The following is a 24,985-nucleotide window of genomic DNA, read 5'->3' on the forward strand; positions in this document are numbered from 1 at the left end:
TGTCGGTGGCGAGACCGAACGCGCTAAACGCCCGGCCCGTGAAGCCGTGGCCATGGATATCGACCTGCGGGCGTCCGTCGTCGGCTTCGCGCTGGCGGGTGTCGTCCTCGCGGGCCTGCTGTGGGCCGTCGGGCCGGCGGACGTGGCAGACGCCATCCGCCGCGCTGACCCGGCAGTGCTCGCCGCCGTCCTCGCCGTCGCCGTCTGCTGGCTCTCCGCGTGGGGGCTCGCGCTGTGGACTGTCCTCTCGGGACTCGGCAGTTCAATCCGCGCTCACGTCGCCGTCCTCGTCTTCGCCGCCGCGACGTTCGCGAACAACGTCACGCCGTTCGGCCAGGCGGGCGGCGAACCCGTCGCTGCCTTGTTCATCTCCCGGAGCGCCGGCACCGAGTACGAGACCGGCCTGGCGGCGATTGCCTCCGTCGACTCGATTAACTTCGTCCCCTCCATCGGACTCGCGTCCGTCGGCATCGCCTACTTCTCCACGCAGGTCTCCTTCGGTTCGCGGCTCCAGTTCGCCTCCTACGCCGTTGCCGCCCTCGCTATCGCCGTTCCCATCCTCGCCGTGGTCGGGTGGAACTACCGCTACCGCGTCGAGGCCGCCGCCGTTCGCGTCGTCACTCCCGTCGCGAGACTCCTCGGTCGAATCGTCCCGCGGCGGTCACCGCCGACCGGCGACGCGATTCGCGCCCGCGTCGAGGGGTTCTTCCACGCCATCGAGCGCGTGAGCGGGAACCGCCGCGGGCTGGCGCTCACGTTCGGATTCGCGCTCGTCGGCTGGCTCTGTCTGGCCACCTCGCTGTGGCTCTCGCTGTTCGCCCTCGGCCAGACGGTCGCGTACCCCGTCGCGCTCGTGGTCGTCCCCGTCGGTGCAATCGCCGGCGCGACCCCGCTTCCGGGTGGACTCGGCGGCGTCGAGGCCGTGCTCATCACGCTGCTCGTCGCGCTCGGTGTGCCGAACGGGGCCGCCGCAGCGGCCGTCATCATCCACCGCACCGCCACCTACGTCTTCCCGACCGTCATCGGCGGCGGTATCGCCGGCGTGCTCGGCTCCGACAGCTTCACGAGCGCGTGACCTCGTTGTAGAGTCACAGCCTCGCTACGCTCGGCGCTGACTCCCTGCTCGCGTGTCGTCGCTTCGCTCCTCCCGCTCGCCGTTCGGTGCTGTTCATTCCACTCACAGCACCTGTTCGCGTGTCACCGTTTCACGGTTCCCGCTCACCGTTCGGAGTCACAGCCTCGCTACGCTCGGCGCTGACTCCCGTCTAACGTCAGAGTTAAACAATCCCGACGGGAACAGAACGCAATGGCAACACTCTACGACGCTCCGACCGAGGAGCTCATCGAGGCGACCGCAGCTAAGCTCGAAGACGAACTCGACCGGCCCGACTGGGCCGAGTTCACCAAGACCGGCGTGGCGAAGGAACTCCCCCCACAGCAGGAGAACTTCTGGGCGCTTCGTGGCGCATCGCTCCTCCGGAAGGTCGCCGTCGACGGACCCGTCGGCGTCGAGCGGCTCTCCACGGCCTACGGCGACAAGAAGCAGGGGTCGACCCGCTACCGCGTCCGCCCGAACCGCAAGACCGACGGCTCGAAGAACGTCATCCGCACGCTGCTCCAGCAGCTCGACGACGCCGGCTACATCAACACCAACGAGAAGCGCGGTCGCGAGGTCACCGGCGACGGCAAGCAGCTGCTCGATGAGACCGCCACCGAGGTCATCGAGGACCTCGACCGCCCGGAGCTCGAACGCTACGTCTAACGCGGCGAAACCGTTTTTCATCGCGCGCAAGTACACGCTGATATGAGTCAGGACGACGAGGAGCTTGACGAACTTCGACAGGAACGGCTCGAACAGCTGAAAGAGCAACAGCAGGGCGAGGGCGCGAGCGAGGCGCGCGAACAACAGCGCCAGCAGGCCGAAGCCCAGAAGAAGGCCGCACTGCGCAAGACGCTCACCGACAGCGCCCGCCAGCGGCTCAACTCGGTGAAGATGTCGAAACCCGAGTTCGCAGAGCAGGTCGAACAGCAGGTCGTCGCGCTGTCGCGGTCCGGCCGCGTGAACGGCAAAATCGACGACGAGCAGATGAAGTCGCTGCTCTCGGAGCTCCAGCCCGACAAACAGGAGTTCAACATCAAACGCCGGTAGATGGAGGCCGGCGTGCTGTTCTCCGGGGGGAAGGACTCGTCGCTCGCCGCGCTCTTACTCGATGAGTTCTACGACGTGACGCTCGTCCACGTCGGGTTCGGCGTCGGCGACGCGGCGACCCACGCCGAGGCGACCGCCGACGAACTCGGGTTTCCGTTCGCCGAGCGCGAGCTCGACGCCGAGGTCGGCGACGAGGTCGTCGCCCAACTCCGCGAGGACGGCTTCCAGCGCAACGGGCTCCAGATGCTCCACGAGCGCGCGCTCGACGCCGTCGCCGGGGACGGCTACGACGCCGTCGCCGACGGCACCCGGCGCGACGACCGCGTCCCGAGCGTCTCCCGCGCGTGGGCGCAGTCGCTGGAAGAGCGCCACGACGTCGATTATCTCTCGCCGCTGGCCGGCTTCGGTCGCCGCGCCGTCGACCGGCTCGCCGAGGAGACGCTCGAAGTGGAGGAGGCCCCCGCTGCCGACCTCGAAAAGGGCGATTACGAGGGCGAGCTCCGCGAACTCGTCCGCGAGGCCGGCGGCGACGAGGCCGTCGAGGAGGTCTTTCCCGAACACATGCAGACCCGCGTCACCGGGCGGCGGGCGTGACACGCGCCGTCGCCGTCAACGTCGGCGCGAACACGAACCAGCCGGGCGTCCGCGCGCCCGTCTACGCCGACGGCACGTTCGACTTCCTGCCGATTCCCGAGACCGAGCAGACGCGCGAGCCTGTCCCGACGTACGGCGACCTCGCGTCTGGCCTTCGGATGGAGCTACCCGACGAGATTCGGAACACGCCCGTGCATCTCGACCCGGAGTTCGCCGGCTACCCCGAGTGTGAGCGACACACCTACGGCGACCCACACGGCGTGAAGGCGCGGCCGCTCTCCGACCTCGAAGCCGGCGACTGGGCACTCTTCTACGCGACGCTCGACACCGGCGACACGGACGACCGTCCCGACTGGCAACCGCCGTCGTGGGGCGCATATCTCGTCGGCGGGCTCCGACTCGCCCGCGACCCCGTCACCGACTGGGAGGCGCTTCCCGAATCGGAGCGAGCCGTCTTCGCCAACAACGCCCACGTCAAGCGCGCCGAGATGGACGCCGCCGTCCTGCTCGCCGGCGACGACGCGTCGGGACTGTTCGACCGCGCGATACCGCTGTCGGCTCCCTCTGGCGGCGTCGACGCGAACGCGCTCGTCACGGAGCTGTCGGCCGACTCCGGGAAGGGACCGTGGTGGCGACGCCCGCTTCGGTACGACGCCGACGCGACCGACCGGCTGCTGTCGGTCATCGACACCCGCGAGTTCGCCCCGTGGCTGTGACCGACACATCCGTACTCGTTCACGCGTTACCTCCGGTATGGTCGTTGACCTGAACGACGCCTACGAACAGATTGACTCCTACTGGGACCCACACGTCGCCGGCGAACTGAACGGTCAACACGTCAAGCTCGCCCGCATCGAGGGGGAGTTCGACTGGCACCACCACGACGAGAGCGACGAACTGTTTTTCGTCCACGAGGGCGAGCTAACGATTCGGTTCCGCGACCGGGAGGACGTGACGCTCACCGCCGGTCAGTTCCACGTCGTCCCCGCCGGCGTCGACCACCAGCCCGTCGCCGAGTCGGAGTGTCGAATCATGCTGTTCGAACCGGCAGACACGCTCAACACGGGGAACGTCGAGAGCGAGAAGACCATCCAAGAGGAGAAGCGAATCGAGTAGCGAGCCGTCGCTCGCGGGCGTTCGAGACCATGTGCCGTCCGGGAATTGAACCCGGGCTATTAGCTTGGGAAGCTAATGTCCTACCACTGGACCAACGGCACTCTCTTCGGTTACACGGTGGCGCGCGGGCGTCGCCCGCTCGCCACCGGCACTCCCCGAATCACTCACGAGTACCTGACCGCTCTACTTGAACGTAGCGTTTCCACAGAACTCCACACGCGTCCACGAATGGGGCGGCCACAGCACCTATTTGTCGCTCGCTCCCGTACGTACTTCCATGTCACAGTCAGTGCCGCTGGTGGAGGGAGACGCAATCACGCTCGACCTCTCGGCGGAGGAGCTTGAGGCACAGCGCGACCACATCACGAGCTTCATCCAGGCGGTCGTCGACGACGCCGGCGCTGACGGCGCGGTCATCGGCCTGTCGGGGGGCATCGACTCGACGCTCACGGCCACGCTCGCCGTCGAAGCGCTCGGTGCCGACGCCGTCCACGGGCTGGTGATGCCCTCGGACGTGAACACCGACCAGAACATGAGCGACGCCGAACGCGTCGCCCAGTGGCTCGAAATCGAGTACGACGTACTCGACATCAACCCAATCGTGGACGCCTTCTTCGACGCCTATCCGGAGGGCGTCGACGACCAGATGGCCGCGGGCAACGTCCGCGTCCGAACCCGGGCCGTCCTCAACTACTTCGTCGCCAACGCCGAGTCGGGTATCGTCCTCGGTACGGGCAACCGCTCGGAGGCGATGACCGGCTACTTCACGAAGTACGGCGACCAGGCCGTCGACTGCAACCCAATCGGCAACCTCTACAAGCGACAGGTGCGCCAGCTCGCCTCCCACGTCGGCGTCGCCGACGATCTCGTCGAGAAGGCTCCGAGCGCGGAGATGTGGGAGGGCCAGACCGACGAGGAGGAGATGGGCCTCGACTACGACACGCTCGACGCGATTCTCGCGCTCCACGTCGACGGCCCGTTCTCCAAGTCGGCGACCATCGAGTCGCTCGGCGTTCCCGAGTCCGCGGTCGACCGCGTCGTCGACCTCGTGGAACAGAGCGCGCACAAGCGGTCGATGCCGCCCGCGCCCGCCGCGCTCCACCGCTGAGACCGAACGCCTATCTCTCCGGCCGTCGGGCGTTGGCGTATGCAACTGGATATCGGGAACGCCCTCGATAGCGTCGCCACGCCCGGCGTCTCGACCGACGCGCTCGACCGGCTCGACGACGCGGTGGCCGACGCCCATGAGACCATCGCGGCGGGCATGTCCAACGCCCGCTTCGGCTACGCGAGTCTGAACCTCCCGGAGACGACCAGCGCGGCCGGCATCGAGCGCGCCGTCGACTCCATCGACGCCGACGCCGTGCTCACGGTCGGCATCGGCGGCTCCGCGCTCGGCGCGAAGACCATCACCGCCGCGCTCGGCGAGGCAAATCACTACCTCCTCGACAACGTCGACCCCGAGGCGACCAATCGCCTGCTCAACGCCCTCGACTTCGAGTCGACGGCGATCAACGTCGTCTCGAAGTCCGGTACGACCGCCGAGACGCTGGCGAACTTCCTCGTCGTCCGGGACGCCTACGAGGCGGCCGGCGTCGACTGGACCGAGCGCACGGTCGTCACGACGGGCGAGTCCGGCCCGCTCGCCGAACTCGCTGCCGAGGAAGAGCTTCCGAAGCTCGCCGTCCCGGACGGCGTGCCGGGTCGCTTCTCTGCGCTCTCTGCTGTCGGTCTCGTCGCGCCGGCCATCCTCGGCTACGACATCGAGGCCGTCCTCGACGGTGGACGCGAGGCGCGCGATTCCCTCACCGGGAGCATCGACGACTGTCCCGCCTACGCGTACGGCGCGCTCGCGGTCGCGCTCGAACGCCGCGGCGTCCACACCAACGCATTCATGCCCTACGCCGAGGCGCTGGAACCCTTCGCCGAGTGGTTCGCCCAGTTGTGGGGCGAGTCGCTCGGAAAGGACGGACAGGGCCAGACGCCCGCTCGCGCGCTCGGCGCGACGGACCAACACTCCCAACTCCAACTGTACCGCGCGGGTCGCCACGACACGATGGTCACGCTCGTCCGCCCAACCGCCCGCGACGACAGGGAAATCCCGGCCGTCGACGTGGAGGGACTCGCCTACCTCGGCGACGCGACGCTCGGTGACCTGCTCGATGCGGAGTTCGAGGCGACGGAAGCGAGTCTCGCGGCCGCCGACAAACCCTCCGTCCGCGTCGAACTCGACCGCGTGGACGAACACGGCATCGGTGACCTGCTCGTCTCCTTCGAGGCCGCCTGCATCATGGCCGGCGAGCTGATGGGCGTGGAGACGTTCACCCAGCCGGCCGTCGAGTGGGGGAAAAACGCCGCGCGCGGGCTGCTCGGCGGCGAGGAGACAGCAGAGGCTGCGGCCGTGCGCGACAAGCGCGAGTACCGAATCGAGTAGGTGAGTTGAGTAAGAGGTAACCTCACGCGCCTGCTATCGCGGGTGTGTCACACGATACGTCAGGGATGGGGTCGCCCACAGAGCGGCTCCGTGCGGTCGGGGCCGGGCTGTTGCTCGCTATCGTCGCCTTCCTCGTCGGCATCGTCGCGTCCGTGCTCGCGTTGGGGCTGCTCCAGGGAGTCGGCGTCGTCCTCACCCAGGACGACTGGCGGCTCTACGCGCTCCAGACCGTCGGGCTTCAGGGGGTCGGCTTCGGACTCACCTCGCTGCTCTTCTTGAAACTGCAGGAGCGCTTCGAGATGATCAACATTCGGGTCCCGACGCGCAACGACGTGAAACTCGCCGTGTTGGGCGTCTTCGGACTGCTCGCGGTCGTGTTGGCGCTCAGTGCGCTGTACACCCAGTTCGACGTGCAGCTGCCCGAGACGACGCTGCCGGGCGTTATCGAGCGCCAGCCCGACATCGCCCTGTATCTGATTCCGTTCACCATCCTCTTTGTCGCACCCGGCGAGGAACTGCTCGCGCGCGGCGTGATTCAGGGCCGACTGAAGGACGCGTACCCACCCATCGCGGCTATCGTGCTCGCGTCGGTTGTCTTCACACTCGGTCACGCCGGAAACCTCGTCGCGACGCCGCTCGGACGCGCGCTCCCGTACTTCGGACAGCTGTTCGTGTTGAGTCTCGTGCTCGGGTGGCTCTACGAGCGAAGCGAGAATCTGCTCGTCGTCGTCTTCGTCCACGCGGTGTACAACTGCATCACGTTCCTCTCACAGTACGCGGCCGCGACCGCCGCCTGACGGGTGGCTGACGGATGTCTGACTGACACTTATGCGTGTGTGTTCCGCTGTCACGGTATGGAGCGATTCGAGTACCTGGCCTCCCAGTCGACCGCGCGTGAGATACGAGCCCTCGCCCGCGAGTACGGACTGACGGAGAGTGAGGTACTCGACCAGCTCGTCGAACTCGGTCTCGAAGAGATAGAGGACGGCCGGCGCGTCGAACCCTGACACCCGACCGTAGGACGTTTACGGCCGCCCGCGGAACCGAGGCGTATGTACGACCGGCTGAAGGGCTTTCGCGACTTCTACCCCGAGGAGATGGCCGCTCGCCGCGAGATTATCGACACCGTCGAGGAGGCGTGTCGCCGCTACGGCTTCCGCGAGACGGCGAGTCCCCACCTCGAACGCGCCGAGATGTGGACCGACAAGTCCGGCGAGGACATCGTCGAAGAGCTGTACGCCTTCGAGGACAAGGGTGACCGCCACGTCACTCTCACGCCCGAACTCACTCCGACCGTCGCCCGCATGGTCGCGGCCAAACAACAGGAGCTGTCGAAGCCAATCAAGTGGTTCTCGACGCGGCCGTTCTGGCGGTACGAGCAGGTCCAGCAGGGGCGATTCCGGGAGTTCTACCAGACCAACATCGACATCTTCGGCACCGACGACCCGCGTGCCGACGCCGAGGTCATCGCGCTCGGTGCCCAGCTGCTCGTGGACTTGGGGCTCGACGCCGACGACTTCGAGTTCCGCGTCTCCCACCGCGACATCCTCGGGGCCGTGTTGCGGAGCTTCGACGCCGACGTGGACGTGCGCGAGGCCGTCCGCGCCGTCGACAAGAGCGACAAGCTCGACGAGAACGAATACTACGACCTCCTCGTGGACGCCGGTCTGAGCTACGACCAGGCCGCGACGTTCGACGAGCGACTCTCCGCGACGACCGTCGAGACGCTCGATGAGCTCGCAGCGTTCGCCGGCACCGAGGCGGCCCGCGACGCCATCGACAATCTCGTCGCCGTGCTCGATGCAGTCGAGGAGTTCGGCGCGAGCGAGTACTGCGAACTCTCACTCGAGACCGCCCGCGGCTTCGACTACTACACCGGCGTCGTCTTCGAGTGTTTCGACGCGACGGGTGAGGTGTCGCGCTCCGTCTTCGGCGGCGGGCGCTACGACGACCTCATCGAGTCCTTCGGCGGCGAGCCGACGCCTGCCGTCGGATTCGCGCCCGGCTACGCGACGCTTCCGCTCCTCCTCGAACGCGCCGGCGTCGCTCCCGAGGAGTCGCTCTCGACCGACTACTACGTCCTGCAGGTGGGCGACACCGAATCCGAGGCCGCGAGCGTCACCCGCGAACTGCGGGCACAGGGGTACGTCGTCGAGACGGACATCTCCGACCGGAGCTTCGGCGCGCAGCTCGGCTACGCCGACTCCATCAACGCCGAAACGGTCGTCATCGTCGGCGAAAACGACCTCGCGGACGGCAACTACACGCTGCGAGACATGGAGACCGGCGACCAGGAGACGGTCCCTGTCTCCGAGTTTCCCGAGTAGATGCGCCGCGCCTTCCGGGTCGCGTACGACGGGACCGCGTACCGGGGGTTCCAGCGCCAGCCCCACGCCGAGACCGTCGAGAACGACCTCTTTCGGGCGCTCGCCGCGCTCGGCGTCACGTCGGAGCCGCAGGTCCCGCCGGACGGCTACGCGGCCGCTGGTCGAACTGACGCCGGGGTCTCCGCCCGCGCACAGACCGTCTCCTTCGACTGTCCGGCGTGGCTCTCGCCCGTCGCGCTCAACAGCGAACTTCCGGCCGACGTGCGGGCGTGGGCCAGCGCCGACGTGGCCGAGTCGTTCCACGCCCAGTACGACGCCCGGTCGCGCCGGTATCGCTACTTCCTCCACGCGCCCGACGCCGCCGACGAACGAGTCCGAGACGCGCTCGCCCGTCTCGCCGGCAGCCACGACTTCTACAACCTCACGCCCGACGAGACGGGGACGGAACGCGACCTCCGGACCGGATTCGAGCGCGACGGCGAGTTCCTGATCTGTACCTTCGAGGCCGGCGGCTTCCCGCGGTCGTTCGTCCGGCGGGCCGTCCGACTCGTGGAGTGGGTCGCGTCGGGCGAGCGCGACCCCGAGTTCGTGGACCGCGCACTCGGTCCCGACCCGGTGACCGGAGCCGACAGTTTCGGGGCTGCTCCCCCCGAACCGCTCGTCCTCGATTCGGTCGCCTACCCGGTTCGGTTCGAGCGCGACGAGCAGGCGGTCGAGTCGCTGGCGTCGGTGTTCGGACGGCGGCGGGTCGAACGACAGACCGGTGCCCGCGTCGCGAGCCGGCTCACTCGCACCGACTGAGTTCGCGTACCGGTGGGTTTAGGCGACTCGCGGGCGCAATTTCTGCCGATGAGTTCGGTCCCAGAACGCGGCGATATCGACGAGGAGTTCACGTGGGCACTAGAGGAGATGTTCGTCTCCGACGAGGAGTGGGAGGAGGCCTACGAGACGGTCGAGTCCCGACTCGACGAGCTGAGCGCGTACGAGGGGCGGGTCACCGAGGACGCCGAGACGCTGCACGAGGTGTTACAGCTGCGCGAGGAGCTGATGCGGACCGTCGCGAACGTCACGTCCTACGCCCGGATGCGGTCGGATGAGGACACCAGAAATCAGGAGTATCAGGCCCTGAAGGCCCGCGCACAGTCGCTCGCGAGTGACGCCTCCAGCGCGGCGTCGTTCATCGAGCCGGAACTCCAGCGGGCGTCCCGCGAGGAGCTGGAGGCGTTCGTGGACAGCGAGCCGGCGCTCGAACAGTACGACCACTATCTCGACGACGTGCTCCGGATGAAACCCCACACCCGCTCGCCGGAGGTCGAGGAGGTGCTCGCCGACCTCTCGGAGGTGACGAGTGCGCCGTCCGACATCTACGGCATGCTGTCGAACGCGGACATGTCGTTCCCGGTCGTCGAAGGCCCTGACGGCGACGACGTCGAAATCACGCAGTCGAACTTCACCACCCACCTCAAGAACGAGGACCGCGCCTTCCGCCGGCGCGTCTACGAGGGGTACATGGGCGAGTGGGGGAACGTCCGGAACACGGTCGCCTCCTCGCTGAAGAACGGCGTCACGGCCGACGTGAAGACGGCCCGCGCCCGCAACTACGAGACGGCCCGCGAGGCCGCGCTCGACGACACGAACGTTCCGCCGGCCGTCTACGACAACCTCGTCGAGACGGTGCGGGACAACGTGGACGTGCTCCAGCGACACGTCGACCTCAAGCGCGACCGGCTGGGCGTCGACACGCTGGAGATGTACGACCTCTACGCGCCGCTGACCGACGAGGAACCGCCCGAAGTCCCGTACGAACAGGCGAAGGAGTGGGTCATCGAGGCCGTCGCTCCCCTCGGTGAAGCGTATCAGTCCCGGATGGCCGAGGGGCTCGACTCGCGGTGGGTCGACGTGTACGAGAACAAGGGCAAGCGGTCGGGTGCCTACTCGGCTGGCACGTACGACAGCCAGCCGTACATCCTGATGAACTACCAGGACGACGCCACCTCGATGTTCACGCTGGCACACGAGCTCGGCCACTCGATGCACTCGGAGCTGACGAGCGAGGAACAGCCGTACGTCTACTCCAACTACGAAATCTTCGTGGCCGAGGTCGCGAGCACCGTCAACGAGGCACTGCTCACCCACCACCTGCTCGACACCGTCGAGGACGAGACGCTCCGGCGACACATCCTCGATGAGTATCTCGAGCGGTTCCGGTCGACGCTGTTCCGCCAGACCCTGTTTGCGGACTTCGAACACCAGATTCACTCGGTGGTGGAGGAGGGCGGCGCGCTCACGCCGGACGCGATGGACGAGATGTACGGCGACCTCAAGCGGGAGTTCTACGCGAACGCCAACGTCGACGACCACATCGAGCGCGAGTGGATGCGCATTCCGCACTTCTACTACAACTACTACGTCTACCAGTACGCGACCGGCATCTCGGCGGCCAACGCCATCGTCGACCGCATCCTCGACGAGGGCGAACCGGCCGCACAGGATTATCTCGACTTCCTGCGGCTCGGCTCGCGGGAGTATCCGCTCGACCTCCTGGCGGGCGCGGGCGTCGACATGCGTTCGCCCGACGTGGTCGAATCGGCAATCGAGGCGTACGACAGCTACGTCGCCGAGTTCGAACAGCTCTCCTAGCTGTCACCGGCTCGGGGACCCAAAGACACATTTACGTCTCGCACCTATCTTCAGGAAATGTCTCGCAGTCCATCGCTCCCCGAACGACCAACGCTGGACTTAGACCCCGAGATGTCGCGAGAGGAGCGGCTCGCCGCCCTGCGCGAGCACTTCGCCGACATCATGGGCGTTCACGACCAGCTCGCTACCCAACTCGAAGACGCCCGGAGTCGACAGGACGACCTCCGCGATGAGGTCGAACAGCTCCAGCGCGAGAACGAGACGCTGAAAACCTCCTCGCTGTACATCGCGACCGTCGAGGAGGTCAACGACGACGAGGTCGTGCTCAAACAGCACGGCAACAACCAGGAGGTCTTGACGAACCTCTCGCCGCGGCTCTCCGAGACGCTGGAAGCCGGCGACCGCGTCGCCATCAACGACTCGTTCACCATCCAGCGCGTGCTCGACGACGAGACCGACGCCCGCGCACAGGCGATGCAGGTCACCGAGCAGCCGACCGTCGAGTACAGCGACATCGGCGGCATCGACGAGCAGGTCCAGGAAGTGCGCGAGGCCGTCGAGGACCCGCTCACCAACCCCGAGCAGTTCACCGAGGTCGGCATCGAGCCGCCGACGGGCGTCCTGCTCCACGGCCCGCCGGGGACGGGGAAGACGATGCTCGCGAAGGCCGTCGCCAACGAGACCGACGCCACCTTCATCAAGATGGCCGGCTCCGAGCTGGTCCAGAAGTTCATCGGCGAGGGCGCCCGACTCGTGCGTGACCTGTTCGAACTCGCCGCCGAGAACGAACCCGCCATCATCTTCATCGACGAAATCGACGCCATCGCCTCCAAGCGCACGGAGTCGAAAACGTCGGGCGACGCCGAGGTCCAGCGCACGATGATGCAGCTGCTCTCGGAGATGGACGGCTTCGAGGCTCGCGGCGACATCTCGATTATCGCCGCGACCAACCGCTTCGACATGCTCGACCGCGCCATCCTCCGGCCGGGTCGCTTCGACCGGCTCATCGAGGTGCCGGAGCCGAGCATCGAGGGACGCGAGAAGATTCTCGCCATCCACACGCGCGATATGAACCTCGCCGACGAGGTGGACTTCGCCGACCTCGCGGGCAAGACCGAGGGGTTCTCCGGCGCGGAGCTGGAGTCGCTGTGTACCGAGGCCGGGATGTTCGCGATTCGCGACGAGCGGACCGAAGTTCGGACAGCGGACTTCGAGGAGGCGCTCGAGAAGATCGACCGCGACGACTCGCCCGGGACGCCGATTGCCTTCCACTGAACCTTTTCCAGCCTCGGGTGCGCGTAGCGCACCACTCGGCTGCAAAACGTTCATGAAAAGCCGCAGCCGTCGCTCACCTTGTTCGCGACGGTGAACCGCTCGCTCCGCGAGCGGATGCTACAGGACGGTGGTGACAGCAGTCGAGACCGTGTTCACGACGGTCTCCCAGACGGAAACGTCGGTCACGAGCGACTGCAGCGTGTCGACGCCGAAGAAGGCGAACAGGGTCGCGCCGGCGAAGTGGGCCTTTCTGGCGTCGAACCGGTGGCTGAAACGGTAGAAGACGAAGGCGTTGAGTAGACTCACCGGGATGATGGCGGCCATCTCGCCGACCCAGATTGCCGTGCCGTGGACGTACTGGGCCGCGAGCCCGATGGTGACGAGCTGTGTCTTGTCGCCGAACTCGCCGACGGCCATCAGCGCGAAGACGGGGAGAAAGCCGCCAAACAGGTTCGGCACGCGCCAGCCGACGACCGGGACGCGCACGTCGAGTTCGCCGCCGTCGGTGAGATTCGCCCGCTCGCTGTCTATCTCCTCGTCCGTCTCGCCGCCCATCACGGCGGGGTCGCTCCCGGGCGAGGGTGCACTCCGGAACAGCGCCAGCGCGAAGCCGAGGAACAACAGTCCCGTCGCCGCGTCGAGATAGTAGCCCGGAATCGCGGCCTGCAGCGCGCTGCCGAGGTGGACTTCGAGGGCGGTCCAGCCAGCGAAGGCGGTCCCCGCCGCGGAGACCACCAGCAGCGGATGAAACTGCGTCGACAGTCCCGCGATGATGAACTGCACCTTCTCGCCGGGCAACACGGTTAGCTGTGCGACGAACGCGATAATCGCGACTTCCAGCCACGGCGTCACGGCAGCCGCACCTCCCGAAGCGAGTTCACCATTCCACTACGAAATGTTAGACGCGTCTAATCACTAAACCGCTGGGGTATCGGGAGATGTTATACGCGTCCTCGCCGTGGAGTCGGGTATGCGACGGCTCGCGGTGGTCTGTCTCGTCCTGCTCGCCGGTTGTGTCGGCATGCCGGCGGTAGATACTGCCGGACCGACGCCACCGGCGAACGCGACGACGACAGCAACCCCCGCGCTGCCGGACACCTCTCTGACCGTCACCGTCACCCGGGTCGTGGACGGTGACACCCTCGATATCGAGTACGCCAACGGGACGGCGGACACGCTCAGACTCGTCGGCGTCGACACGCCCGAGGTGTACGGCGAGAACGACCCGGCGGAGTTCGAGGGCGTCCCCGAGACACAGGCCGGCCGCGACTGTCTCCGCCAGTGGGGTGAGCGCGCGAGCGACCGGATAGGCCGGCTCGACGGCGAGACGGTCCGGCTCGCCTTCGACGAGAACCTCGACACGCGGGGCTACTACGACCGCCTGCTCGTCTACGTCGTCCACGACGGCAGCAACGTCAACTACGGGCTGGTCGCGAACGGCTACGCCCGCGTCTACGACTCCGACTTCTCCCGCGGGGACGAGTTCTACGCCGCCGAGTCACAGGCGATGACCCGCGGGACGGGACTGTGGACCTGTGCAAGCGACGAGGGAGCGACCGACGCGGCGAGCGATGGACCGCTCGCTATCGAGGCACACGCCGACGCGGCGGGCAACGACAACGAGAATCTGAACGACGAGTACGTTGACTTCACGAACACCGGCGACGACCCGCTCGTGCTCGACGGCTGGACGGTTGCCGACGCCGCGAATCACGAGTACACGTTCGAGCGGCTGACGCTCGCCTCGGGCGCGACGGTGCGGCTCCACACCGGGAGCGGGACGGACCGGGAGGGCCACCGTTACTGGGGCGCGTCGGGGGCAATCTGGAACAACGGCGGCGACACGGTGACCGTCACCGCCGAGAACGGGACGGTCGTCGCCGAGACGAGCTACTGAGGATTCTTCCGTTCGAGGTCGCTCCCGCAGATTTCACACCGCTCGCGGTGTGAATCGTAGACGCGGCCACAGCCCTGACACTGGTAGTCCCAGTCGCGCCGCTCCTCGATACCGTCCTTCGAGACGCCCTCGGTCGCCACGTCGAGCTCGTCGGCGACGTTCTGCATGGCGTAGTCGTCGGTGACGAGCACGGCGTCGAGTTCGAACGCGGCTGCGAGCAGTCGGAGGTCTACGTCTGAGAGCTCGGTGAAATCGCCGGTCGTGCGGGCGGCCCGCTCCACCTGTGTCTGTGGGCCGTTACCGGGAACGTGGAGTCGCATCCCCGCGCCCTCGAGGGCGTCGAACCGGTAGCCAGAGGCGTCGTCGGTGAGCTCCTCGCGCACGGCCGGGACCGTCACCATCTCGTCGTCGGTGGTGTAGTCGTCGATGAACGCTGAGGCGTCGAGTACGCGCATCTAGCGGGCGACGACGATGTGGTCCTTGACTGCCTGCACGCTGGAGACGGGAATCTCGATGCGCCCGCGGTCGTTGACGTTGTGGCCGGTGCCGACACCCTCCAGCGGGTCGATGAGGAGGTGCTGGAGCGAGCCGTTCTTGAAGTTCATCGTGACGTTGTACAGCGTGCCGATTTCGGAGCCGTCGCTTCCGACGACGCGCTTGTCCGAGAGGTTCTCCGCGAGTATCTCCGTCATACCTGCTCGTATGCACGCCAGTACATAAACGACAGGGGGGCGTCGGACGCGCGTCAGCCACCAATCTGCCGGCCGTCCTGCAGTGGATGTATGACGCGGGAACCCCAACGACAGGTATGCAGCGCCGCGGATTCCTCAGTCGAATCGCACCGCTCGGACTCCTCGCGCTCGCGGGCTGTAGCGGCGACGAGTCTGCCGCGACGGCAACCGAGACAGCGACGGAGACCCCAACAGCCACCGAGACGCCGACCCAAACGGCGACCGACACCCCAACCCCCACGAGCGCTGACGACGGGGGCGGCGGTTACGGCGGCTACGGGGACGAGGACACGGCAACCGCCACACAGACCGCGACCGCGACAGACGTTGCACAGACCGTGACGGTTGCACCGGACGGCTCCCTCGAGTTCAGTCCGGCGTCGTTCACGATTGCGGCCGGCGACACCGTCCGCTGGGTGTGGGACGACTCGGGCCACAACGTCTCGCCGGGGTCGGTTCCGTCCGGCGCTGAGTGGGATGGTCGCGACAGCGACGTGTACCCGTCGGGGACGACTTATGAGCACACCTTCGAGACCACCGGCGAGTACGAGTACCACTGTGACCCACACGAAGGGGTGATGGGCGGCTCCTTCACCGTCGAGTAGCGCGTTCTGAAAGAGTTATCTGTCGGCGGCGGCGAGCGTACGCAAGAACGTCTCATGTCTGATTCTGACGCTACAGTGGCTGACGCGACGGGGCTGCGGACGCCCATCGTCGCCGTCCTCGGCCACGTCGACCACGGGAAGACCACGCTCCTCGACAAGGTGCGTGGGTCCGCAGTGCAGGAGGGGGAAGCCGGTGCGATTACCCAACACATCGGCGCGACGGCCGTCCCGCTCGAGACCATCGGCGAGATGGCGGGTGAACTCGTCGACCCCGACGACTTCGATTTGCCGGGCCTGCTGTTCATCGACACCCCCGGCCACCACTCCTTCTCGACGCTGCGCTCGCGGGGCGGTGCCCTCGCCGACATCGCCATCCTCGTCGTGGACGTGAACGACGGCTTCCAGCCGCAGACGCTCGAAGCGCTCGACATCCTCAAGCGCACCCAGACGCCGTTCGTCGTCGCCGCCAACAAGGTGGACACGATTCCTGGCTGGAAACCGCAGGAGGGGCTCCCGATTCAGCAGTCGCTCGACCACCAGTCCGACCGCGCCGAGGACCGCCTCAACGAGAAACTGTACGAGGTCATCGGCCAGATGTCCGACAACGGCTTCTCGGCCGACATGTACTGGCGGGTCCAGGACTTCCGGTCGAACATCGGCGTCGTCCCCGTCTCCGCGATGACCGGCGAGGGGATTCCCGACCTGCTCACCGTGATGATGGGACTGTCCCAGCGATACCTGAAGGAGGACATGTCCATCGACGTGACCGGTCCCGGCGCGGGGACCGTCCTCGAAGTCAAAGACGAACAGGGGTTCGGGACGACAGTGGACATCGTGCTCTACGACGGGACGGTCACCGGCGACGACACCATCGTCGTCGGGGGGAAGAACGGTCCCATCGTGACCGACGTGCGCGCGCTGCTCCATCCGCGCCCGCTCGCGGAGATTCGCACCGAGAAACACTTCGAGAAGGTGGACTCCGTCTCCGCCGCGACCGGCATCAAGATTGCCGCGCCCGACCTCGACGACGCGATGGCCGGCGCGCCGGTCCGGGTCGTCCGCGACCGCGACGTGGACGACGTCATCGCGGAGGTCGAGGCGGAGCTCTCGGATTTGAGCGTCGAGACCGAGGAGAACGGCGTCGTCGTGAAGGCCGACACGCTCGGCTCGCTCGAAGCCATCGCCAACACGCTGGCCGAGGAGGAGATTCCCATCGTCCGCGCCGAGGTGGGCGACGTGGCCCCACGCGACGTGGCCGTCGCCTCCACCGCCGACGAGGAGACCAACGAGGTCATCCTCGCGTTCAACGTCGACGTGTTGCCCGACGCCGAGGAGCAGGCCACCCAAGACGGCGTGCGCATCTTCGAGGACGACGTCATCTACCAGCTCATCGAGGAGTACGAGGCGTTCGTCACCGAAATCGAGGAGGCCCAACAGGAGCAGGTGCTCGACAAGATCGCCCGGCCGTGTCGCTTCCAGATTCTGAACGACCACACCTTCCGGCAGTCTAACCCTGCGGTCGTCGGCGTCGAGGTGCTCGCGGGCACGCTCAAGCGCAACTCCCGCGTCGAGAAGTGGGAAGACGGCGAGGCCGTCCGCGTGGGACAGCTCAAATCCCTCCAGGACGACGGCGAAGACGTGGACGAGGCCCGCGCCGGCGACCGCGTCGCCGCCTCCATCGACGGCCCGACCGTCGGCCGGCAGATCAAGGAAGGCGACACGCTGTGGTCACAACTGCCCGAAAAGCACGCGAAGATCCTCGAACAGGAAGTGACCGAGGAACTCCCGACAGACGAGCGTGAGGCTCTCCAGATGTACCTGGAGCAGAAACGCAACCGCGACCCCTTCTGGGGCAAGTAAGCTACTGGCCGGTCGGCTGGTGGCGGGAGGGATTCGACATCGCCTCCAGCGCCGCGCCCGCTGCGATCTGTTGTGCGATATCGTCGGTGTCGCCGTCGTCGGCGAGTTCAGACAGCTGGAACCCGGCCGAGACGACGGTGCCGTTCGGCGGCTGGACCGCGACCGCGGCCTGCACGCCGTCGTGGCTGTCCACCAACTCCGTCCCGACGACGAACTCCCGCGAGAGGAGCTCGCGCGTCCGGGCGGCGACGGCGGTTCCACCGGCGCGCAGCTGCCGGCGCTCGTCCGTCGTCAGTTCCGTCGTTTCGTCGTGGTTACCGTGCATTCGACTCTCCTAGCCGGCTTGCTCGCAAAAATCCACCGCTTTCTATGGTACCGTCTCACAAGATTGGCTCGCTCTCGCCGTAGACGGCGACGGCGACCGCCGACGTGTACGCCTCGGCGTCGGGGTCGGCGACGGCGAGTCGGTGGGTCTGGTCGGTGAAGGTCCAGTCGCGCAGCGAGCGGCCGCTGGTGATTCCCTCCGTGACCGCACCACGGACCGTGCTCTCGTCGCGACCCGACGCCTCGTAGAACAGGCCCCGCCCCGAATCGGTCGTCGCCCACGCCAGTCCGGCACAGGCGGGGTCGCGGTCGCCGACCGGGACGGTTTCGTGTGCCTGGACGACCGTGAGTCGGTTCCCGACCGGGCCGAGGTCCGGCGCGGTCCCGGTCTCCTCGACGGTCGCGCCGTCGGGAATCACCGACGAGACGGCGACGAGATTGTAGTTCTCGATGCCGGCCGCCGCGAGCGCCGCGTCGTAGGCGGCCATCTCCGTCGCCGCACGCCCGGTCCCCCAGACGACGCGAATCGGCTCCATACAGTGGGTGGGGGAGTCGTCGGTATCCCGATTACGATTCGGCGAGGACTCCCGGGACCGAAATCCCCTACATCCCCGCCGTCCATCTACCCGTATGAGCGACTTCGAAGCCGACCTGACGCCGGTGTTCACCGAACAGTACGGAGCAGACAGCGCGACCGCACAGACGGCCGCCGCCAACGTCGCGGAGTTCCACGAGAACTACGCCGAGGACCTCACGACCGAGCGGTTCCTCGATACGCTCGAATCCGCCGACGTGTACGAGGATTTCGCCCACCGGTTCGATCTCGCTATCGGCGAACTCGCCGCCGAACACGACGACTGCACCGACTCGCGACCGTTCCGGCTGGCCGGCTTCGACTCCTTCGCCGCAGACGAGTCTATCGGCGCAGAATAAAATAAAAAGAGCGCGCGTAGCGCTTAGTTGCCGACGCTCGCTGCCCGCTCGACCACGTCCTCGCTGTACAGTTCTGCGAGATCGTCGTGCTGGTCCGGACGGTGCTCGTACACGTCCTGGAACAGCGTAATCGGGGTTTTCGCGGCCTGATACGTCGCCTCGTCCCACATCCGGTCGGTGGCGATGTCCACCTCGACGCCGTCGATTTCGAGCGTCGCGGAGCGGGTGATGGCGATTGCGCCGGTGCCGGCGTCGCGGGCCGCCTCGAACTCCTCCATCGAGTCGACGATGTCGTCCATGCTCGGGACGTAGGAGGTGAGGCCGAGCAGTTCGTCGGTGAGTTCCTCCTCGTCGAGCGTCTGCTCGTCGCCGCCGACCGAGAGGGTGTACTCGTCGCCGTCCTCGGCGAGGCTGATGCGGTCGCCGTTGTAGACGAAAACGCCGTCGTCCTCGGTGAGTTCGACCTCGCGGCCGTCGGCGTCGAGGAGCCAGCTCCCGGTCGCCGGCGGGAGCGGGTTCGTGTTCGCCTCCACGACCTGTCCGGGCGTGAGCGACCAGATACCGAGCATGCCCTTCGCCTGATTGTCGGTCATGCGCTCGTTGTAGCCGTCCACGTCGCGGATGTCGTCGTAGGGACCGTCCACGGCGATACAGCCCGCCGCGCTCGCGCCGCGCGAGGTGTTGTGACGGAGCTCCGGCCACTCCGGCAGCCCGCCCGTCGGCGTAATCGCGCGCATGTCCTTCGTGTAGTCAACCTCACCGTCCACGAGCAGGAACATGCGTTCGAGGTTGTTGTCCGGCTTGCCCATCTCGTCGCGGAGCTTGCGCATCGCGAGTTCGGCCGCACCCGACTCGATGATGACGGACATCGCGAGCGACCCCTCTTCGAGGCCGTGCTCGTGTTCGACGATGGTGAAGAACTCGTCTGCCTTCTTCCAGTCGTCGATGCCGCCGACCTCCGGGATGACGAAGCCGTCGAGGTTGTCGATGGCACCGTTGTCCGGGTCGGCGATTTCGAGCATGTGTTTGAATCCCTGATGACGGGTAGTCGGGCTGTCGCGGTGCCAGACGACGCGCGGGTGGACCTCACCCGGGAATCCGTCGCCGTTCTCGGCGAGCACGTCGATGATGTTCTGTGCGCCCTCGTCGCGCATCGACGGGGCCGTGGCGTCCTCGTTGTCGGGGACCCACACGTCCGGCGCCTCCATCCCGCGGAGGTCTGCCGCACGGTTGAGCATCTTCGCCGAGTCCTCTTCTCCTTCCAGTGCCGTCGGCGTCGTGAAAAACGTCCGAACGAACTTGCGTGTGTGTCGTCGTTCCATATGTTGGTGTCTCAGTTGGTACCCGCTCGTCACAAATAATCGACGGATGCGGCCAACGCGGGTCGGCCACAACGCGTCAACGCGCCCGTCGTGCGTCCGCGGCTGCTGGACGCGTCAGTGCGCCCGCGCGTTCGCGGTCGACGGACGCGTCAGCCCTCGCCGTGCGTTCGCGGTCGGCGAGCGCTTCAGCCTCCGTCGTGCGTCCGCGGTCGACGGAAGCGTCAGTCGTCGTCGTCCTGTTCGCTCGACAGCACGGCCTCGCCCTCCTCGGTGAAGCCCGCGGAGTCTTCCATCCGGGACTGTGCCTCGGGGTCGAACTGCGCCTCGACGTCCTGGAACCGCGGGACGAAGGAAAGCTGGTGGTGGCTCTCCGTCTCGTGGCCGAGGTAGCGGTCTTCGAGGTCCCACTGGGCCTGCTCGTCGTTCTCCGAGATGTTCTTCATGTCCTCGTACACCGAGTGTGCACCGGAGTGGAGCGCGTACAGCGTGATGAACTGGTAGACGTACCCCAGGTCGCCGAGCTCCTGGAACGTGAGCGGGTCCTCCTCTTCGGACCACGCGAACGACGAGGAGTAGTTGAAGGCGAGGTCGAGGTCCGGGTGCGTCTCGTGGATGGTCTCCGCGTAGTTGACGGCGTCCTCACGCGACGGGTCCGGCATCTCGGGCCAGACGAGGTCGACGCCGGCGTCGGCGTAGATGCGGCCGCGTTCGAGGTGTTCCTCCCAGTCGCCGTTGGCGGAGCCGTACGCGTCCGTGCGGGCGATGATGATGGTGTCTTCGCTCTGCTTGGCGTCGACGGCTGCCTCGAACCGCGAGCGCGCCTCGTCTCGCGAGACAATCTGCTTGCCGGCGATGTGGCCACACCGCTTCGGCGAGGTCTGGTCCTCGATGTGGATGGCGGCGACGCCGGCCTTCTCGTACTCGCGGACGGCGCGGCGAACGTTGTGGACGCCACCGTAGCCGGTGTCGGCGTCGGCGACGACCGGGAGGTTCGTCGCTTCGACGATGCGCTTTGCGTTCTCGACCATCTCGGTCATCGTGACCATCTCCAGGTCCGGGAAGCCGAACTGACCCAGCACCGTCGAGTAGCCCGACATGTACGCCGCGTCGAGATCGGCCATCTCGGCCAGCCGCGCGTCCAGCGCGTGGTACAGGCCCGGCGCGAACACGTAGTCCTGCTCCTCGAACTTCTGTCGCAGCTCGCGGGCCGCGTGGTTGTCAACGTCTCGAATCATGGCGTCCGTGTCGCGGACGTTCTCTGCAACGGGGTCCGAATCCTTCTCGTGTGCCATCTGTACCTCCTTTTCTCGGGAGCCGACATAAGAGTGTTGTGAACAATAATGATAATATTTCTTAATCACCTTCATGCTCCGGTGAGTGTGGTGATTCTTAATATGTGTGTTGTTGCCACGGTCGACCCACCGACACGTGCCGCTGTCGGTGGGACTTAGCCCACCCCGCGTCTCCCGCCGGTATGGAGCTACTCGTCACCGGCGGTCGCGGGCAGTCGGGCCGGTGGGTCCTCGACCGGCTCGCCGCCGCCCACGACGTGACCTGTCTCGACCGGACGAACCCCGACCCCGGCGCGGGCCACCCGGACGTGGCGTATCGCGCCCTCGACTTGACGGACGCCGGCAGCGTCCTCGACGTCGTCACCGAACTCGACCCCGACGCCGTCGTCCACTGGGCGGCCATTCCCGTCGCCGGGACGCGTCCGGGCGTCGACGTGTACCAGAACAACACCCTCGCCGCGCACAACGTCCTGACCGCGGCGGGTCGCGTCGACGCCCGCGTCGTCCAGGCCTCCTCCGACGGAGCCTACGGCTTCTTCTTCGCCGATGAGACACCTGTTCCCGACCGGCTTCCGATTCCCGAATCCCACCCGCTCCGCCCGGAAGACCCCTACGGGCTCTCGAAGGTCGTCACCGAGGAAATCGGACAGACGGTCGCCCGCCGCGACGGTGTGTCGGTCACCTCGATTCGCCCCTCGTGGATTCAGGAGCCGGGCGATTACCCCTGTCGCGACCCCGAGTACGTCGAGGACCTCGACGCCGGCGCGGGCAACTTCTGGTCGTACGTCGACGCCCGCGACGTTGCCGAGCTGGTCGCCGCCGCGCTCGACTCTCCGCACTCGGGCCACGAGGCCGTCAACTGCGTCGGCCCGGACAACGCCCTCGGTCGCCCGCTCCGCGACCTGATGCGCGAGCAGTACGGTCGCGTCCCCGACGACTGCGCCGTGGAGGGTGACGCGGGTGCCTACTCCGTCGCGAAGGCCGAGCGACTGTTCGGCTGGGAGCCGACTCACTCGTGGCGGGAGGCGAGCGACGAGGACGCGGCACCGCCGGACGCGTAGTTACTCGGCGTGTAGTGAAACGAACGGAGCCTCGGTCGGGGTTTGACTCCGGTGTCTCGTCATATTGACTACGCGTGGGCTAGCTCACAACGTTGTGTGGAGGTAGAACTGGGGATTATCTCGTGGACAAAATCAATCCACCTCCTACAGCGGTGAGTCCAATTGGGATGAGGACTGCCGGAAGCGGGATACGACACTCGTTCGTTCCATCGGGTGTGTACAGCAGGCTTGCATCCTGCACCCCGGTAATGCCGACTCCGTGCCCCTGTCCCGCTGGGACCCCGACATCCGTACAGCCACCGAACAGCATCCCGGGGAATGTCCCAAGCTGCGCGAGGACAATACTCACCCCGAGGATAAGTAGAACGCCGCCCAGAAGCCGTCGCCGTTTGAGTGTAGCAGCCATCACCCACTGATTCTACTGTCGGAATATAACGGCGAGGGAGAGTCAAATAGCTCCATTACCCATCTCAGACACTATACTCCCACAGCAAAACGGAGGAACAGTCCCCTCGATGGCGTGGCGTACGACTGACGACGACCGGAGCCAACTCCCTGACTCTTCCACTTCTCGCTCGTCGCACCGAGGACGTGTCGTGACTTAGTCGTCGTCAGGGGTGTATGTATCCCCTCGATGGTCGATGTGTGCGACGACCAACTGCTCGTCACCACGGGGAAAGCGCACGGAGGGCCGGAACTCCCCGACGCATATCTTCCTGTACGGACTGTTCTGGAGCGGCTCACCGTGGTCCAGTGGGTCGCGCCACGGCGAGGAGATGATTCCATCGAGTTTGTCGAGTATCCGGTCTTGCTCAGCGGGCGATAGCTATCACTCGCATCGCAACTGCAGTAACACCCGGACGGTAGCCTGACGACGGCGACGCTGTGCGTTTGGCAGTCGACAGAAAGAGCCTAGGCCGGAATTTGAATCCGGGGTCTCGTCCTTACCAAGGACGCGCTTTACCGCTAAGCTACCCAGGCGCGTTTTGACGTATCGCGGTTGCGTTGTTAGTCGTTTCGATTCAGGGGCCGTCCGCTACCGCCTGTCACGGCTTCGATTCGCTCGCGGGCGGCGGTGTCGAATAGGACGCCGGGGTCCGGAAAGCCGCTCGCGTCGTCGTAGTGGTCGGCGAACTCGCGGGCGAGCGCGTCCGTCTCAAGCGGCATCCCGCCGCCGGTCGAGGCCCCGGCCACGAGCGCGAGTTCGAGGATGTCGACTTCGAGTTCGTGGTCTCGCTCGCCCGTCTCGTGGCTGACCGTCTGGTCGTGGCCGAACGACTGGACGACGGCGACGGCGTCGGTCGCGGCCTCCGTCTCGGCGAGCAGATAGAAGCCGCGGGCGACGAGCACGTCGGCCGCGAGGATGTCGATGTTGGCCTGCGTGGGGTCGTCGCCGTCGGTCCACGGCGGGTCCGCGGCGAGCCGGCGGGTGAGCCGGAGGCCGTCGTAGATGAGTTCGACGCCGACGGCGCGGTCGAGCACGTCCGGAGTGTCGCGGCCGACGCTGTCGGCGGCGAGCAGGGTCAAGACGCCGGGGACGAAGGAGCCGTCGTCGAGAAACGCCACGATATCGTCGTGGAACGTCTCCGGAACAACATCGCCGACGGTCGATACTGCTCCGTCACGGACCGCGGCGACTTCTTCCATTGCGTGAATATTGGCCTGCGAGTGGCAAAGACCTTTGGAAGCCGGGGTGACGACACCGCATGATACACACACGCGACGACGACGGGGTGCGTGTCGTCACGCTCTCGCGGCCGGACGCGCGCAACGCCCTCACGCTCGATGGGCTCGATTCACTCGCGGCCGCCGTCGAGGCGTCTCCCGAGCCGGTCGTCCTCGTCCGGGGCGCCGGTGAGGCCTTCTGTGCCGGTGCGGACCTCGCGACCGTCGCCGAGGTCGCGACCGACGAAGCCCGCGCCCGTGCATTCATCGACCGGGGACAGGAGACGATGACGCGCATCGAACAGGCCGACCCCGTGGTCGTCGCCGGTATCGACGGGCCGGCCCGCGGCGGCGGGGTCGAACTCGCGCTCGCCTGTGACGTGCGCGTCGCCACCCCCGACGCCACCCTCGCGGAGCCGGGGGTCACCTTCGGCTTGTTCGGGGCGTGGGGCGGGACCGTCCGACTCCCCGAGGCGGTCGGGACGAGCCACGCCAACGACCTCTCGCTGTCCGGGCGAGTCGTCGACGCCGACGAGGCGCAGTCCATGGGGCTAATCTCGCGTGTCGTCGCCGACCCCCGGACGGTCGCTGACGAACTCGCGGCGAACGACCCGGGTGCGCTCCGGGCGCTCGGTCGACTCGGTTCACGGCGTGGTTCGAAATCCGACCGTGAACGCGCTGAGCGCGAGGCGTTCGTCTCGCAACTGCAAGCGCACGCCGACGCGCTCGCCGAGCACCGAAACAGGTAGGGCGTTCGGGT

28 protein-coding genes and 2 tRNA genes are annotated in these 24,985 nt (G+C 66.9%); 20 read left to right on the forward strand and 10 right to left on the reverse strand.

From position 1 onward, the window contains the following. Nucleotides 1-52: 52 nt before the first annotated feature. The 6 genes from DM818_RS08260 to DM818_RS08285 all read left to right on the forward strand — a co-directional run bounded on the left by DM818_RS08260 (nucleotide 53) and on the right by DM818_RS08285 (nucleotide 3,859). Nucleotides 53-1,075: a lysylphosphatidylglycerol synthase transmembrane domain-containing protein gene (locus tag DM818_RS08260; protein ID WP_153952534.1), complete on the forward strand. Its 1,023-nt coding sequence runs from the start codon at nucleotides 53-55 to the stop codon at nucleotides 1,073-1,075. Nucleotides 1,076-1,306: 231 nt separating this feature from the next. Next, nucleotides 1,307-1,762, forward strand: a complete 456-nt coding sequence (locus DM818_RS08265) for a 30S ribosomal protein S19e (RefSeq protein WP_075937205.1) — start codon at nucleotides 1,307-1,309, stop codon at nucleotides 1,760-1,762. A gap of 42 nt (nucleotides 1,763-1,804) precedes the next feature. Then, complete coding sequence (locus tag DM818_RS08270) at nucleotides 1,805-2,149, forward strand: DNA-binding protein (protein WP_075937204.1); 345 nt, start codon at nucleotides 1,805-1,807, stop codon at nucleotides 2,147-2,149. Further along, on the forward strand, nucleotides 2,150-2,743 hold the full coding sequence (locus DM818_RS08275; RefSeq protein WP_075937203.1) for a DUF7411 family protein: 594 nt from the start codon (nucleotides 2,150-2,152) through the stop codon (nucleotides 2,741-2,743). Then, the gene (locus tag DM818_RS08280; RefSeq protein WP_075937202.1) at nucleotides 2,740-3,459 is read left to right on the forward strand and encodes an Nmad3 family putative nucleotide modification protein; all 720 of its coding nucleotides are present in this window, start codon (nucleotides 2,740-2,742) and stop codon (nucleotides 3,457-3,459) included. Before DM818_RS08275 ends, DM818_RS08280 begins: the two co-directional genes overlap by 4 nt. A 37-nt stretch (nucleotides 3,460-3,496) precedes the next feature. Then, nucleotides 3,497-3,859 carry a cupin domain-containing protein gene (locus DM818_RS08285; RefSeq protein WP_075937201.1) on the forward strand — a complete coding sequence of 121 codons (363 nt, stop codon included), beginning with the start codon at nucleotides 3,497-3,499 and terminating at the stop codon, nucleotides 3,857-3,859. Nucleotides 3,860-3,889: 30 nt separating this feature from the next. Here DM818_RS08285 and DM818_RS08290 read toward each other — a convergent pair. After that, nucleotides 3,890-3,960 (reverse strand) — tRNA-Gly (locus DM818_RS08290). 176 nt (nucleotides 3,961-4,136) lie between these two features. Between DM818_RS08290 and DM818_RS08295 the strand changes: the two genes are divergently transcribed. From DM818_RS08295 to pan2, 8 genes are read left to right on the forward strand one after another with little or no spacing between them, the layout of a single operon-like run. Beyond that, nucleotides 4,137-4,967, forward strand: coding sequence for an NAD+ synthase (locus DM818_RS08295; protein WP_075937200.1), 831 nt, complete (start codon nucleotides 4,137-4,139; stop codon nucleotides 4,965-4,967). A gap of 39 nt (nucleotides 4,968-5,006) precedes the next feature. Beyond that, a complete protein-coding gene (locus DM818_RS08300) occupies nucleotides 5,007-6,293 on the forward strand; it encodes a glucose-6-phosphate isomerase (protein WP_153952535.1) in 1,287 nt (428 codons plus the stop codon). A gap of 44 nt (nucleotides 6,294-6,337) precedes the next feature. After that, nucleotides 6,338-7,090 carry a CPBP family intramembrane glutamic endopeptidase gene (locus tag DM818_RS08305; protein ID WP_153952536.1) on the forward strand — a complete coding sequence of 251 codons (753 nt, stop codon included), beginning with the start codon at nucleotides 6,338-6,340 and terminating at the stop codon, nucleotides 7,088-7,090. 57 nt (nucleotides 7,091-7,147) lie between these two features. Continuing rightward, the gene (locus DM818_RS08310) at nucleotides 7,148-7,300 is read left to right on the forward strand and encodes a CopG family transcriptional regulator (RefSeq protein ID WP_123124454.1); all 153 of its coding nucleotides are present in this window, start codon (nucleotides 7,148-7,150) and stop codon (nucleotides 7,298-7,300) included. 45 nt (nucleotides 7,301-7,345) lie between these two features. Continuing rightward, nucleotides 7,346-8,620, forward strand: coding sequence for a histidine--tRNA ligase (gene hisS, locus DM818_RS08315; protein ID WP_153952537.1), 1,275 nt, complete (start codon nucleotides 7,346-7,348; stop codon nucleotides 8,618-8,620). Further along, a complete protein-coding gene (gene truA / locus DM818_RS08320) occupies nucleotides 8,621-9,421 on the forward strand; it encodes a tRNA pseudouridine(38-40) synthase TruA (RefSeq protein WP_153952538.1) in 801 nt (266 codons plus the stop codon). It abuts the gene before it with no gap. Nucleotides 9,422-9,469: 48 nt separating this feature from the next. Then, nucleotides 9,470-11,260, forward strand: coding sequence for an oligoendopeptidase F (gene pepF / locus DM818_RS08325; protein ID WP_153952539.1), 1,791 nt, complete (start codon nucleotides 9,470-9,472; stop codon nucleotides 11,258-11,260). 57 nt (nucleotides 11,261-11,317) lie between these two features. Next, nucleotides 11,318-12,535 (forward strand): proteasome-activating nucleotidase Pan2, encoded by a 1,218-nt coding sequence (gene pan2 / locus DM818_RS08330; protein WP_153952540.1) that lies wholly within the window; start codon nucleotides 11,318-11,320, stop codon nucleotides 12,533-12,535. 117 nt (nucleotides 12,536-12,652) lie between these two features. On the opposite strand, the gene DM818_RS08335 is transcribed toward pan2, so the two are convergent. Continuing rightward, complete coding sequence (locus DM818_RS08335) at nucleotides 12,653-13,387, reverse strand: TMEM165/GDT1 family protein (protein WP_123124452.1); 735 nt, start codon at nucleotides 13,385-13,387, stop codon at nucleotides 12,653-12,655. 118 nt (nucleotides 13,388-13,505) lie between these two features. Between DM818_RS08335 and DM818_RS08340 the strand changes: the two genes are divergently transcribed. Next, on the forward strand, nucleotides 13,506-14,432 hold the full coding sequence (locus DM818_RS08340) for a lamin tail domain-containing protein (protein ID WP_123124451.1): 927 nt from the start codon (nucleotides 13,506-13,508) through the stop codon (nucleotides 14,430-14,432). Here DM818_RS08340 and DM818_RS08345 read toward each other — a convergent pair. Further along, a complete protein-coding gene (locus DM818_RS08345) occupies nucleotides 14,426-14,887 on the reverse strand; it encodes an NOB1 family endonuclease (RefSeq protein WP_075937191.1) in 462 nt (153 codons plus the stop codon). The two genes, DM818_RS08340 and DM818_RS08345, sit on opposite strands and share 7 nt — an antisense overlap. Then, nucleotides 14,888-15,124, reverse strand: coding sequence for a PRC-barrel domain-containing protein (locus tag DM818_RS08350; protein ID WP_075937190.1), 237 nt, complete (start codon nucleotides 15,122-15,124; stop codon nucleotides 14,888-14,890). 116 nt (nucleotides 15,125-15,240) lie between these two features. On the opposite strand from DM818_RS08350, the gene DM818_RS08355 reads away from it, so the two are divergent. Then, entirely contained in the window at nucleotides 15,241-15,768 is a 528-nt protein-coding gene (locus DM818_RS08355) for a plastocyanin/azurin family copper-binding protein (RefSeq protein WP_075937189.1), read from the forward strand. A 54-nt stretch (nucleotides 15,769-15,822) separates the two neighbouring features. After that, nucleotides 15,823-17,628 (forward strand): translation initiation factor IF-2, encoded by a 1,806-nt coding sequence (infB, locus tag DM818_RS08360; protein ID WP_075937188.1) that lies wholly within the window; start codon nucleotides 15,823-15,825, stop codon nucleotides 17,626-17,628. A gap of 1 nt (nucleotide 17,629) precedes the next feature. Here infB and DM818_RS08365 read toward each other — a convergent pair whose 3' ends face one another. After that, nucleotides 17,630-17,953: a DUF5811 family protein gene (locus DM818_RS08365; protein ID WP_075937187.1), complete on the reverse strand. Its 324-nt coding sequence runs from the start codon at nucleotides 17,951-17,953 to the stop codon at nucleotides 17,630-17,632. Between the two features lie 55 nt (nucleotides 17,954-18,008). Beyond that, nucleotides 18,009-18,488: a pyruvoyl-dependent arginine decarboxylase gene (locus DM818_RS08370; protein WP_075937186.1), complete on the reverse strand. Its 480-nt coding sequence runs from the start codon at nucleotides 18,486-18,488 to the stop codon at nucleotides 18,009-18,011. A 94-nt stretch (nucleotides 18,489-18,582) separates the two neighbouring features. On the opposite strand from DM818_RS08370, the gene DM818_RS08375 reads away from it, so the two are divergent. Continuing rightward, a complete protein-coding gene (locus DM818_RS08375; protein WP_075937185.1) occupies nucleotides 18,583-18,885 on the forward strand; it encodes a hypothetical protein in 303 nt (100 codons plus the stop codon). A gap of 23 nt (nucleotides 18,886-18,908) precedes the next feature. Here the strand turns inward: DM818_RS08375 and aceB are convergent, their stop codons facing one another. Together aceB and DM818_RS08385 are read right to left on the reverse strand one after the other, a co-directional pair. Beyond that, a complete protein-coding gene (aceB, locus tag DM818_RS08380) occupies nucleotides 18,909-20,207 on the reverse strand; it encodes a malate synthase AceB (protein WP_075937184.1) in 1,299 nt (432 codons plus the stop codon). A gap of 221 nt (nucleotides 20,208-20,428) precedes the next feature. Then, the gene (locus tag DM818_RS08385) at nucleotides 20,429-21,442 is read right to left on the reverse strand and encodes an isocitrate lyase/PEP mutase family protein (protein ID WP_075938420.1); all 1,014 of its coding nucleotides are present in this window, start codon (nucleotides 21,440-21,442) and stop codon (nucleotides 20,429-20,431) included. Nucleotides 21,443-21,681: 239 nt separating this feature from the next. Here DM818_RS08385 and DM818_RS08390 point away from each other — a divergent pair, with 239 nt between their 5' ends. Next, the gene (locus DM818_RS08390) at nucleotides 21,682-22,560 is read left to right on the forward strand and encodes an NAD-dependent epimerase/dehydratase family protein (protein WP_153952541.1); all 879 of its coding nucleotides are present in this window, start codon (nucleotides 21,682-21,684) and stop codon (nucleotides 22,558-22,560) included. A 909-nt stretch (nucleotides 22,561-23,469) separates the two neighbouring features. Here the strand turns inward: DM818_RS08390 and DM818_RS08400 are convergent. Then, nucleotides 23,470-23,541: transfer RNA gene (locus DM818_RS08400), tRNA-Thr, on the reverse strand. A gap of 27 nt (nucleotides 23,542-23,568) precedes the next feature. Beyond that, nucleotides 23,569-24,207 (reverse strand): DUF7114 family protein, encoded by a 639-nt coding sequence (locus DM818_RS08405; RefSeq protein WP_075937181.1) that lies wholly within the window; start codon nucleotides 24,205-24,207, stop codon nucleotides 23,569-23,571. 59 nt (nucleotides 24,208-24,266) lie between these two features. Between DM818_RS08405 and DM818_RS08410 the strand changes: the two genes are divergently transcribed. Continuing rightward, nucleotides 24,267-24,974 carry an enoyl-CoA hydratase/isomerase family protein gene (locus DM818_RS08410; RefSeq protein ID WP_075937180.1) on the forward strand — a complete coding sequence of 236 codons (708 nt, stop codon included), beginning with the start codon at nucleotides 24,267-24,269 and terminating at the stop codon, nucleotides 24,972-24,974. The last annotated feature ends 11 nt before the right edge of the window (nucleotides 24,975-24,985 follow it).

The organism is Halosegnis longus (genome assembly GCF_009663395.1).
Taxonomy (GTDB): domain Archaea; phylum Halobacteriota; class Halobacteria; order Halobacteriales; family Haloarculaceae; genus Halosegnis; species Halosegnis longus.